At 44.4% G+C, this 16,015-nt stretch carries 18 protein-coding genes; 7 read left to right on the forward strand and 11 right to left on the reverse strand.

Annotation, left to right across the window (positions count from 1 at the left end; all coding sequences use genetic code 11):
- The first annotated feature begins 72 nt into the window (after positions 1 to 72).
- Entirely contained in the window at positions 73 to 474 is a 402-nt protein-coding gene (locus tag L5M37_RS08615) for a hypothetical protein (RefSeq protein WP_173247449.1), read from the forward strand.
- A gap of 14 nt (positions 475 to 488) precedes the next feature.
- Here the strand turns inward: L5M37_RS08615 and L5M37_RS08620 are convergent, their stop codons facing one another.
- The 3 genes from L5M37_RS08620 to L5M37_RS08630 all read right to left on the reverse strand — a co-directional run bounded on the left by L5M37_RS08620 (position 489) and on the right by L5M37_RS08630 (position 2,678).
- Positions 489 to 1,085 carry a glutathione S-transferase N-terminal domain-containing protein gene (locus L5M37_RS08620; RefSeq protein WP_131525196.1) on the reverse strand — a complete coding sequence of 199 codons (597 nt, stop codon included), beginning with the start codon at positions 1,083 to 1,085 and terminating at the stop codon, positions 489 to 491.
- A gap of 92 nt (positions 1,086 to 1,177) precedes the next feature.
- Positions 1,178 to 1,927, reverse strand: a complete 750-nt coding sequence (locus L5M37_RS08625) for a ferredoxin--NADP reductase (protein ID WP_263200125.1) — start codon at positions 1,925 to 1,927, stop codon at positions 1,178 to 1,180.
- A 124-nt stretch (positions 1,928 to 2,051) separates the two neighbouring features.
- On the reverse strand, positions 2,052 to 2,678 hold the full coding sequence (locus L5M37_RS08630) for a DUF5610 domain-containing protein (protein WP_263200127.1): 627 nt from the start codon (positions 2,676 to 2,678) through the stop codon (positions 2,052 to 2,054).
- Positions 2,679 to 2,904: 226 nt separating this feature from the next.
- Between L5M37_RS08630 and L5M37_RS08635 the strand changes: the two genes are divergently transcribed.
- The 3 genes from L5M37_RS08635 to L5M37_RS08645 all read left to right on the forward strand — a co-directional run bounded on the left by L5M37_RS08635 (position 2,905) and on the right by L5M37_RS08645 (position 5,385).
- Positions 2,905 to 3,522 (forward strand): SixA phosphatase family protein, encoded by a 618-nt coding sequence (locus tag L5M37_RS08635; RefSeq protein WP_263200128.1) that lies wholly within the window; start codon positions 2,905 to 2,907, stop codon positions 3,520 to 3,522.
- An 11-nt stretch (positions 3,523 to 3,533) separates the two neighbouring features.
- Positions 3,534 to 5,024 (forward strand): FMN-binding glutamate synthase family protein, encoded by a 1,491-nt coding sequence (locus tag L5M37_RS08640; protein WP_105250223.1) that lies wholly within the window; start codon positions 3,534 to 3,536, stop codon positions 5,022 to 5,024.
- Positions 5,025 to 5,175: 151 nt separating this feature from the next.
- A complete protein-coding gene (locus L5M37_RS08645; RefSeq protein ID WP_105250224.1) occupies positions 5,176 to 5,385 on the forward strand; it encodes a hypothetical protein in 210 nt (69 codons plus the stop codon).
- A 108-nt stretch (positions 5,386 to 5,493) separates the two neighbouring features.
- On the opposite strand, the gene L5M37_RS08650 is transcribed toward L5M37_RS08645, so the two are convergent.
- Both L5M37_RS08650 and L5M37_RS08655 read right to left on the reverse strand, forming a co-directional pair.
- Positions 5,494 to 5,751: a hypothetical protein gene (locus L5M37_RS08650; protein WP_105250225.1), complete on the reverse strand. Its 258-nt coding sequence runs from the start codon at positions 5,749 to 5,751 to the stop codon at positions 5,494 to 5,496.
- 79 nt (positions 5,752 to 5,830) lie between these two features.
- A complete protein-coding gene (locus tag L5M37_RS08655; protein ID WP_113939107.1) occupies positions 5,831 to 7,627 on the reverse strand; it encodes an ABCB family ABC transporter ATP-binding protein/permease in 1,797 nt (598 codons plus the stop codon).
- Positions 7,628 to 8,099: 472 nt separating this feature from the next.
- Between L5M37_RS08655 and L5M37_RS08660 the strand changes: the two genes are divergently transcribed.
- A complete protein-coding gene (locus L5M37_RS08660; protein WP_105250227.1) occupies positions 8,100 to 8,276 on the forward strand; it encodes a hypothetical protein in 177 nt (58 codons plus the stop codon).
- 103 nt (positions 8,277 to 8,379) lie between these two features.
- Here the strand turns inward: L5M37_RS08660 and aroG are convergent, their stop codons facing one another.
- From aroG to L5M37_RS08685, 5 genes are all read right to left on the reverse strand, one after another.
- Complete coding sequence (gene aroG / locus L5M37_RS08665) at positions 8,380 to 9,435, reverse strand: 3-deoxy-7-phosphoheptulonate synthase AroG (RefSeq protein WP_131525191.1); 1,056 nt, start codon at positions 9,433 to 9,435, stop codon at positions 8,380 to 8,382.
- A gap of 351 nt (positions 9,436 to 9,786) precedes the next feature.
- Positions 9,787 to 10,980, reverse strand: a complete 1,194-nt coding sequence (locus L5M37_RS08670) for a tetratricopeptide repeat protein (RefSeq protein ID WP_263200129.1) — start codon at positions 10,978 to 10,980, stop codon at positions 9,787 to 9,789.
- Positions 10,981 to 11,107: 127 nt separating this feature from the next.
- Complete coding sequence (locus L5M37_RS08675; RefSeq protein ID WP_263200131.1) at positions 11,108 to 11,446, reverse strand: hypothetical protein; 339 nt, start codon at positions 11,444 to 11,446, stop codon at positions 11,108 to 11,110.
- A 178-nt stretch (positions 11,447 to 11,624) separates the two neighbouring features.
- On the reverse strand, positions 11,625 to 12,875 hold the full coding sequence (locus L5M37_RS08680; RefSeq protein ID WP_028761801.1) for an ammonium transporter: 1,251 nt from the start codon (positions 12,873 to 12,875) through the stop codon (positions 11,625 to 11,627).
- 10 nt (positions 12,876 to 12,885) lie between these two features.
- A complete protein-coding gene (locus L5M37_RS08685; protein ID WP_028761800.1) occupies positions 12,886 to 13,224 on the reverse strand; it encodes a P-II family nitrogen regulator in 339 nt (112 codons plus the stop codon).
- A gap of 344 nt (positions 13,225 to 13,568) precedes the next feature.
- Here L5M37_RS08685 and L5M37_RS08690 point away from each other — a divergent pair, with 344 nt between their 5' ends.
- Positions 13,569 to 14,111, forward strand: coding sequence for a hydrolase (locus L5M37_RS08690; protein ID WP_263200133.1), 543 nt, complete (start codon positions 13,569 to 13,571; stop codon positions 14,109 to 14,111).
- 155 nt (positions 14,112 to 14,266) lie between these two features.
- Here the strand turns inward: L5M37_RS08690 and nrfA are convergent, their stop codons facing one another.
- Positions 14,267 to 15,670, reverse strand: a complete 1,404-nt coding sequence (gene nrfA / locus L5M37_RS08695; protein WP_113939112.1) for an ammonia-forming nitrite reductase cytochrome c552 subunit — start codon at positions 15,668 to 15,670, stop codon at positions 14,267 to 14,269.
- 157 nt (positions 15,671 to 15,827) lie between these two features.
- Here nrfA and L5M37_RS08700 point away from each other — a divergent pair.
- The coding region (locus L5M37_RS08700; protein ID WP_263179487.1) for a helix-turn-helix domain-containing protein at positions 15,828 to 16,015 on the forward strand (188 nt) is incomplete at its 3' end.

Here is a 16,015-nt window from a genome sequence, read left to right on the forward strand (position 1 = left end):
TGAAAATTTGAGATTATCTCAAATCAAACTAAACTGAACCTTAATTTGATAAAAATGCTTTCAGGAGGCGTTATGTTAACTGTTTTGCTGCTAGGCGTAGCCGCAATTGCGCTATTTGGCTTATTCAAACTCAATAGTCGTCCCAAAAGACATAAACACTCTTCTCAAGCTGCTGATCCCAGCATTAATAAGACTCACAGTTTTCACAGTGTGAGCATTGTGAATAACGGCAGTTGCTGTGAGCAGATTGAAGCGCTTTCTGGAAAACGATTTTTATCGAAAGATGCGCCCGAAATTCCGATGGAAGAATGCACTAAGGCAAACTGCCAATGCCGCTATCAACACCATGAAGACAGGCGACAGCTAGGCAATGATCGCAGAGTAGAATATGGGGTTACTCGTGAGTTATTCGGCGCTTTTGGTGAACAAAATCGCCGTGATAGGCCAAAAGGAAGACGCGCAACCGACGGTTGAGCATCCTCTGCGGATTATTGGGGACGAGTTTGAATAAATGCAGGTAAATCACGCATTTCACTGAACCAAAGTGCTGTCGCAGGTGCAACCTTACGCCAATCTAGCTCTGGATGTCTAAAATCCACATAATCGAGTAAGCAAATCAAGGCTAATTGCGGTGCTTGAATCGTGGTTTGGGTGATCACAGTTTGAAGCTCAATCTGCATAAGGCCGCGCAGCAGTGCTTGTTCAAAACGTGCAGTCCAAAATACTGACCTCACGCCTTCTTCTTCACGCATTTGCTCTTGGCGTAATTTCACCGCGCTATCGATTAAGCCTTTGACTAAAGAATACTGACACTCCAGCACCCAGTTATTATTTGAGATCCCAAACATCTTACGATCGCCAAGCTCTGCATCTAGGTAACGCATGATCACTTCACTATCGAATAGTGCTACACCATCGTTGGTAATAAGACATGGGATCTGTCCTAACGGGTTAGCATCGAGTAATTCTGCGCTGTTTTCAAAGGGATTAACTAACTGCTCTTCAATATTGTTAATCCCTAGATACTGGATTAAAGCTCTTACACAACGGGCATAGGGCGAAGCTTGAGAACTTAACAACTTCATCAAAAATTTCCTTTTGTTTGCATTAAACGCTATGGCTTTTTAGGGGCAAGAACGGAAACAAGTTTACTCTCGCCTTCTATGTAAAATTGAGATTACCAGTATTTTTCAACGGTAATTTGCCCAGGAGCACGGCGTAAATTCTTCACTAACCCTTTATCGAGTAAAGCGGCTTGCGCACCGTTAATCATACCCGGATTGCCGCAGATCATAACTTGAGAGTCAGCAGCGTTTAAGGTTAATCCTGCCTTTTTTTCGATTTCACCCGAGACTATTCCCTCGGGAATGCGACACTGCAAAGCATCGGCAAAGGGTTTACGGGTCACACTCAAGACTAATGTAAATTGTTCAGGGTATTTGTGTTCTAAATTACGCAACTTATCAAGATATGCCAAATCCTGTGCTTCGCGCACGCCATACACAAGCACGACTTTTTCAAAACGCTCCCAAGGTTCATCGGTGTCTAGCATAGACAAAAATGGCCCTACCGCAGTTCCTGTGGCTAAAAACCACAAATGCTTCCCTTGGAGTTCCCCCTTAGGTATTTCAGCTAAGGTCATAAAACCGGTCGCGGTTGAGGTAATTTCAATTTCATCGCCTATTGCAAGATTATGTAATTGAGGCGATAACAGGCCATCCTCTACCGCAACGGCGAGCACCTCGGCATAGGGTTTATCGGGCGAATTAACTAAGGAGTAGGCTCTAGCCACACGCTTATCATCTTGCATTTGACTTAACTTGATAAACTGACCAGGAATAAATGGAGCTAACTCGGCAGCAATGCGCAATGAGAATAACTTATCACTCCAATCAATACGTTCTATCACTTGTCCCCTAATCCACATAACTTGCCCTCAAGCGAAACGTTAAATAGGCTTCCAGCATAGACTTTTTTCTGCACAACAAAAACCCCTTATATAAGGGGCTTATGACTATAACACTGAATATAGAACTGAAAATACTGAGGTATTAACTCGGACTCGATGCTGTCTCATCAGTCTTCTTGTTAAAGCTATCTCTAAAGGCTTGCAGCCCCTCTTGCACTAAGCTGTAGGTTTTATCGACACCATCGGCAATATCACCCTGCAATACTTTAAGGCCGGACAGAATATCTTTAGCCTCTTTAAAGCCATTGTCGATGGCACCGCCAATAATCCCCATAAAGCTATCGAGTTGATCACTTAGACTCATACCCGAATTTTGTTGTTGGTGAATGCTAAAAAACTGCGTCGCAAAACTCACGATACGATCTGCAGTCGCTTCTGGAGAAGTATCTACGCCATTATCGTAAGCCGTCTGAATCGCGTTCTCGCCCATAGTGGGCGCTAATTCTTTATTAATCGACTCTATCGCTGCGCGATAAAGCAAGGCCATAGACTGATCGCCTGACTTGATATTCACATCTTGCTGTGCCGATAAAATCGCTTGATTCATCAGCTGCTTGCTCGTTTGCTGCGCAGTTTGCTTCGAGGTTACTTCTGTGGCTTTCGCGTCCTTCGAATCACTCACGTCGGTGCTCTTAGACGCCGCGTTTTCAGCATATTTTTTTTGTGGCAAAGGAGTACTTTGCACTTGAGAGGGTTTATTGATTTCCATGATGACTATCCATTCAATTCGGGTCGACTTAATTATCGACCAAAATTTAACCAGCTTTAGTAATTTTTAGAATTGAAGTACCATCTGACCACAAGGCCATGATAAGGCCCACATAAATTAAGTGGGTTCATTCTTTAATAAGGTGCATAAAGCGCCAACCCACCGCAATGCAGATCATTACTATCGCTGAGCTTAGACATAAGCCAATAGAAAAGGATGTTACACCATGGCAGCAGGCCGCAGTTTGAGTCATTTCCGCTTTCACGGGTTTACACTAATCCTTAAGCACTATTTTAAGCATAATGTGGTCATCAATATGAAACGCTTTAGCCTGCTAACAATCCTCGTCATATTCACTTGCCTCGGCTTTACTCCCATTAGCCAAGCTCATGCTGAAAGCAGACTAATTATTTTAGTCAGACATGCGGAAAAAGCCGACACGCCAGCCAATAACCCGCAGTTATCACCCAAGGGAGAAATACGCGCAGCATCACTGATCACTGCCTTGAGCCGCACGCCGCTGTCGCAACTTATTGCGACTCAATACCTAAGAACCCAGCAAACACTCGCGCCCATCGCCGAGGCTCGCCATTTACCTGTGACGATAGTAGAAGCTGCCAAACCTATCGAAGGACATATCCAACATATTGTTGAACAAGTGCATGCTGTAAAGGGCAATACACTCATCGTTGGGCATTCAAACACTGTCCCATTGATCATTAAAGCCCTTGGTGGACCTGAGATCCAAGCGATCAGTGAAGATGACTATAGCCAGCTGTTTTTACTCTCTCTTAATGATGACCAACCTGCGAGCTTGATCGCCACCCGTTACGGACAAGAATAAGGATAAATAACATGAGTGAACTCAATTGGTTTATGTGGGGACTCGATCTATTTTCAGGGCTGTTTTTAATTGTAATAGGACTCGCAGTACTCGCGGTTATTTACATGTATATCGCAGATAAAATGCAGACCAAACAAGCGGTAAGACATAACTATCCTGTAATTGGTCGCTTTCGGTATCTGTTCGAGAAACAAGGCGAGTTCTTTAGACAATACTTTTTCGCCCAAGACAGAGAAGAACTGCCATTCAACCGTGCAGAACGCAGTTGGGTTTACCGCGCGGCTAAAAATGTTGATAGAACTATCGCCTTTGGTTCGACTCGCCCCTTAGATAATGCTGGTACCATTATGTTCATGAATACCGCCTTCCCAACCCAAGATGAAGAGATCACGCCCATTCATCCACTGACAATTGGCACCAATTGCCGCCAACCCTATACGACTCAAGCCATTTGTCATATTTCAGCCATGAGCTTTGGGGCTCTATCGCGCCCAGCAATTACCGCCCTTTCCCACGGTGCAGCGCAGGCGGGTTGCTGGCTTAACACAGGTGAAGGCGGCTTGAGCCCTTATCATCTAAAAGGTGGCTGCGATATCGTCTTTCAAATTGGAACGGCCAAATACGGTGTACGTAATGAGCACGGACATTTAGACGATGAAAAGCTCAAGTCGATAGCCATTCATCCCGAAGTCAAAATGTTTGAAATTAAAATGAGTCAAGGAGCTAAACCGGGCAAAGGCGGCATTTTACCAGGGATCAAAGTCACAGCTGAAATTGCCCATATCCGCGGTATTCCTCAGGGTTATGACTCTATTAGCCCTAATGGTCATATTGAATTCAAATCCGTGAACGATATTTTGGATATGGTTGAACGAGTACGTGAAGTTACCGGTAAACCAACGGGCATTAAGGCCGTACTCGGTGACGTACAGTGGCTCGAAGATTTATGTGATGAAATCGAACGTCGTGGCGAAGACTCTGCCCCCGACTTCTTTACCTTAGACAGTGCCGATGGCGGCACAGGCGCTGCACCACAACCTTTAATGGATTATGTCGGATTACCACTGAAGGAAAGCTTACCTATCCTAGTTAATGTCTTGATCCAACGAGGCTTGCGTAAACGCATCAAAGTCATCGCTTCGGGTAAACTTATTGTGCCATCAAGAGTCGCTTGGGCTTTGGCATTAGGTGCCGACTTCATCGCATCGGCCCGTGGCAATATGTTCGCCCTCGGTTGTATTCAAGCCTTACAGTGCAATAGAGATACCTGCCCAACGGGCATCACAACGCACAATCCCAAGCTACAACAAGGACTCGATCCTAGGGATAAATCGGCTCGTGTTGCTAACTATAATCATAATTTACACCATGACTTAGCCTTAATTGCGCACTCTTGCGGAGTGACAGAACCAAGACAACTCAAACCTTCACATGTCCGAATTGTGCTCGATAGCGGTTTATCCATTTCACTCGATAAATACTATGCACATATGGATAAGTAGCCGCGAACCCTCGCGGTTAATGGCGAATACAACTTTCGTCTATATAGGGTTTACATAAGGTATATTTGAATGCGTATCACAAAAGAGGTAAGATCCGTGACGTGAGACATTATTCAAATGTCTTACCCACAATTGAACTTAAGGAAACACTTTGAAATCTAGCTTCGTAAGCCAACTGCCCGCCAGTAAAACTGTAAGCACTAGCTGTAAGAGCTGTAATCGCCTGACCGAGATCGAAGGTGAACTGGTGTGTTTTCGCGAAGGGCAGATCATTCGACTCACTTTGATAGATGAGTCAGTACCTAAATTGAATCTTTTATGTGAAGGTTGGAAAGCGGGGAAGCTGAACGGCGTAGCTTAATTCAGCCATATTTTATCTCTGGAGTCTCTCTAGAGCATCAAGAAAAGAGGCTCACCTCTATTCTCGGACGTTCTCACCTAAACTGTACTAAAGCACTAGCGAACACACCTAACGCATACCCATAAAGTCACTTGTCGGCGCGTTCATATCGCGGATGACACCTGCCAGCACCATTTCTGGATTGACTTTAGCCAAGGTAAGTCGCCGAGTGGTAACCAACAGGCCCGCATTCAATTCAGCATGAATACGTTGCAATGAATCATAATCAACACCACGTTTTTTCAATGTCGCCATGATGGCATACCAATCAGTGGCGACTTTTTCTTCTTTGCCTTCAATATTAGCTCTCAGTGTAATATTTTCCATGCCAGATCTCTTCCGATTGATGTGTTGACATTGAGTATAGAGAGCCGAAGCTGAATAAAGACTGAACTGTATTACGCTATTAACTGCTCAGAGGAGTATGTTGTTGCTCATTTTGTATCCGCCATAATTTGGCATAGAGACCATTTGCCAACAGCAAAGTCTGATGGTTACCTTGCTCAACTATTTCTCCTTGGCTTAATACGACTATTTGATCGGCATCAACTATCGTCGATAGCCTATGAGCCACCACTAGGCTAGTGTGCCCCTTAGCGACTTCCCGCAGTGCCGACAAAATAGCTTGCTCGGAGCGACTATCAAGTGAAGATGTCGCCTCATCAAACACCAGCACTGGCGAGCCCTTCAAAATGGCCCTTGCTATCGCGACCCGCTGTTTTTCTCCGCCAGAGAGTTTTAAGCCGCGCTCACCCACCTTTGTGTCCCAACCAAGGGCAAGTGATGCAATAAATTGCTCTAAGTGCGCCAGTTTTATCGCGTTACGCACCTCTTCATCCGTCGCGCTTGGGCGACCATAACGTATGTTTTCGACTAATGAATCGTTAAACAGCACAGTATCCTGCGGCACTATGGCAATGGCACGCCGCAGCGCATCTTGCGTGAGATGGCGGATATCTTGTCCATCGATTTTAATCGCACCTTGGTCCACATCGTAAAATCGAAATAGCAGTTTAATCAGGGTCGATTTACCTGCACCACTATCACCTACAACAGCCACCTTTTTACCAGCTTCAACCTTAAAACTCACGTCCCGCAGAATTTGCCGCTCATCGTAGCTAAAATTAACATTTTCAAATATCAACTCACCCTTAGTGGGTTGAAAATCGAGTGCTTGGGGTAAGTCGACTATCATAGGATGTTTATCGAGCAAGCTAAACATGCGCTCAATATTGGCTAACGCGCCGCGAATTTCGCGATATACAAAACCTAAGAAGTTAAGGGGTAAAAAGAGCTGCATCATAAACGCATTAATCAACACAAAATCACCTAAGGTCATATCGCCATAGGTAACTCGGTAAGCCGCCAGCGCCATCATAGCCGTCATCGCCAAAGCGATAATCACAGCTTGTCCACCATTGAGCGCAAACAAAGATAAACGATTCTTACGCTTAGCTATCTCCCACTGTTCAAGCGCTTGGTCATAGCGCTGCGACTCATACTTTTCATTATTAAAATACTTTACCGTTTCATAGTTCAGCAAGCTGTCGATGGCGCGGGTATTCGATAACGAGTCAGCCTTGGCCGCATCACGAACATACTCAGTACGCCATTCGGTCGCGACCACAGAAAAAATAATATAAGCCAGCACAGCAACAAAAGTGATTGCAGCAAACGCAATGCCGTAGTTATAAAAGAAAATGCCAATCACCATGACAATTTCGAGCAAGGTCGGCACTATGTTGAACACCATAAAACGCATGAGGAAACTCACGCCGCTGGTGCCGCGTTCAATATCACGGGATAGGCCGCCGGTTTTGCGCTCTAGATGAAAATCGAGGTCCAGTCGGTGTAAATGGTCGAATACTGCTAAGCCTAAACGGCGGATCGCCCGCTCGGTTACGCGGCCAAACAAGGTATCGCGGATCTCCCCCGTAATCGCCGTTAGTAAACGTACCGCACCATAGGCCAACACTAATCCTACGGGCACACTGAGGGCTTGCGCGGTTTTATCGGCATCTAAGGTGTCGACCAAATGCTTCAGAATAAAAGGTAGAGCCACGCTGGTCAGCTTAGCGATGATGAGGCATGACATCGCCAGCGCAATACGGCCTTTGTATTCCAATAAGTAAGGCCAAAGCAGTTTCATGACGTGCCAGTTTAATTTATCGACTGGACCTTCAAAATATAACGTTGGGCGCATAAGACATAACCTTGAATGAGTTATGCCAATTGTAACAGTTCACACCGAACATAAGCTAAGCGAAACTAGCAAAGTCTGAATAAAATCAATCAGATTTTCCTGACAGACAAATAGACTTATTCACGACATACTCAGCTGCTATTTTGATTGCATTTAAAGTCAAAACATCATACTTACGCATTACACTGGCGTATTCACAATAAATGAATTTATACTGATTTGTGTTCAGGCATGTACCGTTTTACTTAACCTCAGAGCCGTATGTAGGAGGATAAGAGTGCAATGGAAGAAGGCTTGGCACAGAGTTGCTGCTGTTGATTATTTTTGCCGTTTTGCCCAAAATGCCATGGAGGCGGTTATACAAATCAATAGAATTTGTTAACCTCTACGCGCTAGATTTTGCGATTCATACGCCCAAGTTCTAGCGAGAACATTAAGACAAACAAATTAAATTAAGATCAAAGGAAGCTTTATGTTGGATTCTGCTAAAGTTCAATACCCGCCATTACCACTGATCCAAACTTGGGTGTGGATGATGATCGAATCAGGCAATCCAGAGATACAAGATAAAGGTAGAAACAACCTTATTGCCGCCTTTGGTAGCTTAGCCAAAGCAAATGAATACATTGTTGAAATAAGCAATAAATAGATAAAACAAAGGCGCCGGGATAGCGCCTTTGTTTTTACTTAACCCGCAATCGTTAACGGCTAACTCAGGTATAGTTGCGGCTTATGTTCGCTCGAGCAGACAATTAAACCTGACGGCGTTCGATAATGCTTTGGTTCAAAATGGCTAACAGACGCTCGGTATCATCCCAACCAATACACGCATCGGTAATACTCTGCCCATAGCATAACTCTTGACCTTCAATAAGATCTTGACGACCTTCCACTAAATGGCTTTCTACCATAACACCAAAAATAGCAGTATTTCCCGCCGCCACTTGACCAGCGACATCTTCAGCAACCACTAACTGACGTTGATACTCTTTACTACTATTCGCATGGCTAAAGTCGATCATGATGTTGTCGGCAAGCTTTGCTTTTAACAATTGCTGGCTAATCTCAGTGACATGCGGCGCGCTATAATTAGGCTCGCGGCCACCCCGTAAAATAATGTGGCAATCAGGATTGCCCTTAGTCGAAACGATCGCCGAATGGCCCAACTTAGTCACAGATAAAAAATGGTGTGGTGCATTGGCAGCACCTATCGCATCAATAGCAACTTTAATCGTGCCATCTGTACCATTTTTAAAGCCGACCGGACAAGAAAGACCCGAGGCTAACTCTCTGTGTACTTGAGATTCTGTCGTACGGGCGCCAATGGCTCCCCAGCACATTAAATCAGCCATATATTGTGGGGTGATCATGTCAAGAAACTCACCCGCGGTTGGCATACCGCTGTCGTTCAAATCCACTAATAATTTACGGGCGGTGCGTAAACCATCATTGAGTTTAAAGCTGTTATCCATGTAAGGATCGTTAATCAGCCCCTTCCAACCCACTGTGGTTCTTGGTTTTTCAAAATACACTCGCATCACAATTTCGAGTTGATCTTTATAACGTTCACGCAGTGAGACCAAACGCTGTCCATATTCCAACGCAGCTTTGGGATCGTGGATAGAACAAGGGCCAATCACCACTAAGAGACGATCATCAGACTTAGCCAGAATATTATGGATACTATTACGCGCATTAAACACAGTCGCAGAGGCTTTTTCGGAAGCAGGAAATCGTTCAAGAATCGCGATAGGTGGAAGTAACTCTTTTACTTCTTTAATGCGAACGTCATCATTTTGGTAATACATAATTTTACTGCTCCAACGCTGGTGTTTTAGGCTATTTCTATCGCTGCGATAAGGGATCTCAACTGCAATACTGGGTTCAATTTATCGAGTCTCAGGCGCCAATGCAACCAAGTTGTCTCCATTTCAAAAAATCAAATATAACTTATTGTTTTAATATATTTTAAAAAAATAAAAATTCAAATATGCCAGCTAACTCACAGCCTTGATGAACAAAATCGAATATGGCGGATAAAAAGGAATAAACATATTTGCTGCAAGTGTATTTAGGTGCCCTATGTTAGCAAGCAAAGATGTTTACCCGTAATAAGCATAATTGATGACCAGCTCTCCATAGAAAAAAGCGGGCAAATGCTAATGCTGTAACATGACTTGTAACTTGCTCTGATAGCGTTGACGATCTAACTCATCTCGGCTCAAAGCCAAGGCTTTATCCATATTCAGTTTGGCACGCTTTTCGTCCCCCAGCGCCCAGTAGGTTTTAGATAAACCGAAGAAGAACTCATGACGATAATCCGCTTTTGCCAACGCCCTTTGATACCAAGCCAAGGCCTCGTCGTATTGATGCTCATCATAGGCTTGCTGCCCCATGTCATAGTAATAATAGGGATTACGTATTCGCGCTAATTCAAGCACTTTATTAATTTCGGCCCATTCATCAAGCCGCCCCTGCTCCCCTAAAATCAAGGCTAAGTTATAAAGCGTTGTCAGATTTTTCGCATCAAACTTGAGTGCATAGCGATAAACCTGTTCGGCCCGCTTTTCATCACCTTTATGCCGGTAAATAATGGCGAGCGTGTTGAGTGAAGGAACAAACTGGCCGACTTTTAAACCCACTTTAATCAAGGCATAGGCCCTGTCTAAATCACCGTTCACCAAAGACTCTGCCGCCATATTGTTGTAAAACATGCTGATTAAGGTCTGCCGATCCACTTGGGTTTTACCGTATCCCCGTAGAGCTCGCTCTGGCATAAAGTCCACTAAAACTGCGGTAGATGACACATAAACTGAATGTGCGTTTTCAGGTGGAAATAAACGTAAATTCACATGCCCATTGATTAAATAGAAATCACCTTGCTTATCCCATACCGGTTCTATCGCAATATCTTGATACTCAGCACTCACATTCAATATGTCCGCTAACGCAGAAGTCATGACCACTAAAGACATGCAATTACCCGCCCTTTGGGCATAGGTTTCACGGGCAATTTGGGTCAGATTATCTTGATATCGAAAATCAATGTTAGCGCTATTGGTTTGACTCACATTGATATAACTAGCTAACCATTCATTGGCTAACATGTTGTTATTGTGTGACAAAGTGTATATCCCATAGCGACGTTTTACGTCTGTCACGACCTCGGGTGGCAGATAAAAAATATCCGCAACAGAAGGAATATCGGCCACAGGGGTAAACAGTGAATCGGCAAGTAACGACTCAAGATCCGACGAATTAGGCTCAATGGTCGTCGAGCTACAAGCAAACAATTGACTGAATACAACGCTCAAGATCGTACTCAAGTATACGGCTCGGAATAGTTTCGACATACGCCCTCCCACACCATTAGCTCCTATTTGAGCTTATTACAAATGGCGAAAAAGACGACATAAAATGGTTACAAAAAATGATAATCGCGATCGATTGAAAATAATCGCAAATAATTTAACGAATTAACTATTGCGAAGGTCGGTCAACTTCTATGTATAACTCACGCTGCTGATAATGATACGGCCGATAGTTATGCTCTCCACAGGTAAAATGTCGATAGGGTTTCATGACCGCAACGCAACCTGAGGGTAAAGCCTGCAGAATTTGGATTTGCTGCTGGCGACGAAGCGACTCCTGCCATTCAAAATCCTTGAGCACTTGATCACGCACGGCAAAGGCATCGACAGGCTCACTTGAGCGATTAACGATCACTTCTCCTGCAAAGGCAGAAACCGATATCCAGCCAGAAATGACGATAAGACTTAGTCGCGAAAATTGACCTATTGTTTTTATATTCAAGCTCATAGAACACTCCTTAATTTATGCAAGAAAACAGAATTGCTCAGTAATTAAGCTTATGACCCTGTACTTAAACTTCAATCACAGTGATTACCCATAAAAAAGCAGAGCCTAGGCTCTGCTTCACTATCCCTCGATCCAAGCTAAGCATCAAGGTGAATCACGCATTAGTGTGCAAGTTTAATCAGCCCGCATTTTTGACCGTAACAAACTCAGGATAGGCATCAATACCGCAGTCAGAAGCATCCATACCGTTGTATTCTTCTTCCTCAGTCACACGGATCCCCATGGTTATCTTAATCACATACCAGACAGCAAATGATGAGCAGAATACCCAAGTGAAAATGATCGCTGCCCCCGTCAACTGTCCGGTAATAGTTGCATTGGCATTGGATAATGGCACACACATTAAACCAAGGAAACCAGCCACACCGTGTACTGAAATCGCACCGACGGGATCGTCGATCTTAATGCGATCTAAGCCCACAATCGAGAACACCACCACGCCGCCCGCCACTAAACCAATCACACCCGCCATTAACAATGAAGGCGAGAGAGGATCGGCCGTAATCGCCACTAATCCAGCCAAAATACCGTTAAGGATCATGGTCAAATCCGCTTTACCCCAAATCATCTTACACACGATAAGCGCAGAGATAGCACCAAAAGCCGCTGCAGTATTGGTATTCACAAACACTTTCGCCACTGAGCTTGCATTCGCCGCATCCGACACCATTAATTGCGATCCGCCGTTAAAGCCAAACCAGCCCATCCACAGAATAAACATACCTAAGGTTGCCATTGGCAAGTTAGAGCCTGGAATAGGATTCACTTGGCCATTAGGCCCGTATTTACCCTTACGCGCACCGAGCAATATCACGCCAGCAATCGCCGCGGTCGCCCCCGTCATATGCACAATACCGCTACCAGCAAAGTCTACAAAGCCCAGTTTAGCGATAAAACCTTGGCCCCAAGTCCAATAACCTTCTACTGGATAGATAACCGCTGTCATCACCACAGAGAAGAACAAGAAAGCCCACAACTTCATCCGTTCCGCCACAGCACCAGAGACAATTGACATCGCCGTTGCCACAAATACAACTTGGAAGAAGAAGTCAGATTCTAATGCATGGCTCGCATCTGCTGATTGCGAACCAATTAAGGTGCCAATTGACGGTAACCAGCCACCTTCTGTGTTATCCACATACATGATGTTGTAGCCAACCAACAGATACATCACACAGGCAATCGCGTACAGCACAACGTTCTTAGTTAAAATTTCAGTGGTATTTTTAGAGCGAACTAAACCCGCTTCTAACATAGCGAATCCCGCCGCCATCCACATGACTAAAGCGCCAGAAATCAAAAAGTAAAAGGTATCGAGTGCAAAGCGTAGTTCAGTGACTGTGCCGCCTAATTTCGTTAATTCTTCCATTGTCAGCCCCTTATAGCGCTTCAGTATCAAGTTCACCCGTACGGATACGGATAGCATGTTCTAAATCAACGACGAAGATCTTACCGTCACCAATTTTCCCCGTATGGGCCGCAGTGGTAATGGCCTCAATCAACATGTCAAGATTTTCAGCCTTAGTGGCAATTTCTAGTTTTACTTTTGGCAAAAAATCCACCTGATACTCGGCGCCGCGATACAACTCTGTATGCCCTTTCTGACGGCCAAAACCTTTCACTTCGGTCACCGTCATGCCCTCAATACCAATTCCGGCGATAGCTTCACGGACATCATCCAACTTAAACGGCTTGATGATAGCGCTGACTAGTTTCATCCTGACCTCCAAAAAAACGCGATTGTTATTAACTTGTATCAAAGGTAATTCAATCATTAGGCCAACAATTTAATCCATTGATTATTATTGATTTAAATTGTTTAACACTATTTTTTAAGGTTAAAAATGCACCATAATCGAGCACTAACTGGTGCGATGCACTCTTTTAGTGAGCAGTTTAAGTGCGACAGCTATTCGACCTTAGGCCTATTGGTAACAAGGTTAAATTAGGGTCTACTGGGGGAAGCGTAAATCGAGATGAAATCTGAGCATCACAACACAAGCTCTTAAACAAAAGCGAAGATCATCACTAAGACAATCATCAAGCGCAGAAGGAAGGCCCGATGTTAAAACCAGAAGAATGTGTTCTCGTTATCGTCGATGTGCAAGGAAAACTTGCACAAATCATGGATAACAGTGACAAGCTGCATCAACAACTACAAACCTTAATCCAAGGCGCACAATTATTTGAAATTCCAATACTGTGGTTAGAACAGCTACCCGATAAACTCGGAGCAACTAGCCCTGAGCTGCAAACCTTACTTGCGAAAACCAGCTCACCCATTGCCAAGCAGCATTTTAGCGGCTGGCACTGTGACGCGTTTGCAAAGGCATTAACTAAGACGAATCGCAAACACGTCATACTGTCGGGTATTGAAACCCATGTGTGCGTTTACCAAACCTGTTGTGACCTTATCGAGCAGCAATATTCGGTGCATTTAGTCGCCGATTGCGTATCGTCACGCAGTGCTGAGAATAAACAACTCGGGATCCAAATGATGACGGCCAGAGGCGCCCTATTAACTAACGTGGAATCGCTATTATTTGAATTACAACATCAAGCCCAAGGCGAGCGGTTTAGGGCGTTATTAAAACTGATCAAATAGCGATTTAGCCCGTGGTATTTCTTCAGCCAGCATGACCAACGCCTGACATTACTCGATATTTTTTTCCATAAAAAAGCCCCCGCTGAGTCAGCGAGGGCTTTTGTTTACATGAGGGGTTAGCTCATATTGAAAACTCAACCGCGATTGATTAAAACCTACTTATAAGTGGCTTCGCGTTTTTTCGCTTCTTCATCCCACTTAGGTAACATGTCTTTCTTGAATGCTTCTTTCTCTGCATTCATTTTATCCATGTCCATACCTAATGCTGCTTGTGCCTTAGCTTTGGTAGAGATATCAGGAATAGCGATTGGATCTGTGATGCCTTTTTTCGCTAATAACTGTGCTAACTTAACTCGGGCATCGGCCGCTTTATTCACTGAAGTACCTAAAACACGTAGGGCTTCTTCAGGAGCATGAGCAGCAACACCATGGGAGGCAATTGCTAAATCCCAGCGCCATTGAGCATGACGGATATCGGTCAAGATAGGCTTCATTTCAGCTTCAGTTGCACCCAATTCCCACGCTTTAGCAGCTTCGAAGTGCGCTTTGACTAATTGCTCTTCCGCTTTCAGTTTCATTTCTTTAACTTTAGCTTTACGCTCATTAGTGACGCCAACTAAGAATTCTTTCGTTTGGCTATGGCAAGTTGCACAGGTTTCTTCGAAACGGTCAAATGGATTACCCACTTTATGATCGGTAAATTTCTTACCTTCAGGGCTAGTCACTTTTGGCATATGGCAGTCAACACAACTGACATTATTTTTACCATGAATACCCAGTTTCCACGTTTCATACTCTGGATGTTGCGCTTTTAACATAGGTGTCTTAGACAGCGCATGAGTCCAATCGGAGAACTCGATACCGTCGTAGTAAACTTCCATCTGGTCAACAGTTATGCCCATATCCCAAGGGAATTTGACGAAACCTTTTTTGTCTTCTTTTTTCTCAAAATAGTATTCAACGTGGCACTGACCGCACACCATAGATTGCTTGTCTTTCTTCGAAGCTTTATCAAATGGCGTACCGATAGCATCCATTGCACGGTCTACATAAGGACGAGAGATCCGCAGTTTTGGTGAGCCTTTTTCATGACAATCACCACAGCCAATGGTGTTAGTGACTTCAGGGCCACCCTTAGCCCATTTACCTTTGAAGTAGCCATCTTCACCTTGCTCTTCAATTAAGCGAGGTACATCAGGGCTCTTACAGCTCCAACATGCCATAGGCAATGGACCATCTTCCGCATTTTTCGGCGCACCAGTACGTAGGGTATTACGCACGTCGGTCACGGCATACATATGGCCGCGAGGAGCGTTGTAATCTTTTGCGAATGCATAGCCAGCCCACAGGATCACCATATTAGGATCCTGCCCAATCGCATCGACAAGTTCTTCACTCTTTGCGGTATCATGCCAGCTATTATATTGATTCTTAAATTTATCTTTATAAACTTCGTTGCGAGGCTCTGTTTTATCACTCGCCATTGCGCCCGCTGCCATGAAGCTGGCGGCAACCAGTGCACTCAGTGCAAAGGACTTACCTGTCATCTTCTTCATCATCTCATCTCCGTGTTGCATTATTGTTGTAAATCACGACATCTCCATGGTCAAACTTAGTGATTTAACCCTGCTAAAAATATACCTCTTAGGGGGTATCTATACCGGTGATCAATGAAGATGCTTGATTTTCAGTGAAATGAGGATCAAGCTAACGATTATGAAACTACTCCTTACTCCTGAACAAAAACAAGTCCTAGAGACCCAGCATGCTCAAACGCGTGACGGGCGTATTCGTGACCGCATCAAAGCAGTACTGCTTGCATCCGAAGGCTGGACCCCGGCAATGATTTCTCAAGCATTACGCATTCATGAAAGCACTGTACGTAATCACCTTGCCGATTACAC

The organism is Shewanella sp. SM69 (assembly GCF_025653985.1).
In the GTDB taxonomy this organism is placed as follows: domain Bacteria; phylum Pseudomonadota; class Gammaproteobacteria; order Enterobacterales; family Shewanellaceae; genus Shewanella; species Shewanella oncorhynchi.

Bases quoted from the DNA above. Each gene is read 5' to 3' on its own strand.
- nrfA (WP_113939112.1), bottom strand. From the start codon at position 15,670: ATGATGAAGAAGATGACAGGTAAGTCCTTTGCACTGAGTGCACTGGTT.
- L5M37_RS08620 (WP_131525196.1), bottom strand. From the start codon at position 1,085: ATGAAGTTGTTAAGTTCTCAAGCTTCGCCCTATGCCCGTTGTGTAAGA.
- L5M37_RS08650 (WP_105250225.1), bottom strand. From the start codon at position 5,751: ATGGAAAATATTACACTGAGAGCTAATATTGAAGGCAAAGAAGAAAAA.
- L5M37_RS08660 (WP_105250227.1), top strand. From the start codon at position 8,100: ATGTTGGATTCTGCTAAAGTTCAATACCCGCCATTACCACTGATCCAA.
- L5M37_RS08670 (WP_263200129.1), bottom strand. From the start codon at position 10,980: ATGTCGAAACTATTCCGAGCCGTATACTTGAGTACGATCTTGAGCGTT.
- L5M37_RS08615 (WP_173247449.1), top strand. From the start codon at position 73: ATGTTAACTGTTTTGCTGCTAGGCGTAGCCGCAATTGCGCTATTTGGC.
- L5M37_RS08630 (WP_263200127.1), bottom strand. From the start codon at position 2,678: ATGGAAATCAATAAACCCTCTCAAGTGCAAAGTACTCCTTTGCCACAA.
- L5M37_RS08690 (WP_263200133.1), top strand. From the start codon at position 13,569: ATGTTAAAACCAGAAGAATGTGTTCTCGTTATCGTCGATGTGCAAGGA.
- L5M37_RS08685 (WP_028761800.1), bottom strand. From the start codon at position 13,224: ATGAAACTAGTCAGCGCTATCATCAAGCCGTTTAAGTTGGATGATGTC.
- L5M37_RS08635 (WP_263200128.1), top strand. From the start codon at position 2,905: ATGGCAGCAGGCCGCAGTTTGAGTCATTTCCGCTTTCACGGGTTTACA.
- L5M37_RS08680 (WP_028761801.1), bottom strand. From the start codon at position 12,875: ATGGAAGAATTAACGAAATTAGGCGGCACAGTCACTGAACTACGCTTT.
- L5M37_RS08655 (WP_113939107.1), bottom strand. From the start codon at position 7,627: ATGCGCCCAACGTTATATTTTGAAGGTCCAGTCGATAAATTAAACTGG.
- aroG (WP_131525191.1), bottom strand. From the start codon at position 9,435: ATGTATTACCAAAATGATGACGTTCGCATTAAAGAAGTAAAAGAGTTA.
- L5M37_RS08625 (WP_263200125.1), bottom strand. From the start codon at position 1,927: ATGTGGATTAGGGGACAAGTGATAGAACGTATTGATTGGAGTGATAAG.
- L5M37_RS08640 (WP_105250223.1), top strand. From the start codon at position 3,534: ATGAGTGAACTCAATTGGTTTATGTGGGGACTCGATCTATTTTCAGGG.
- L5M37_RS08675 (WP_263200131.1), bottom strand. From the start codon at position 11,446: ATGAGCTTGAATATAAAAACAATAGGTCAATTTTCGCGACTAAGTCTT.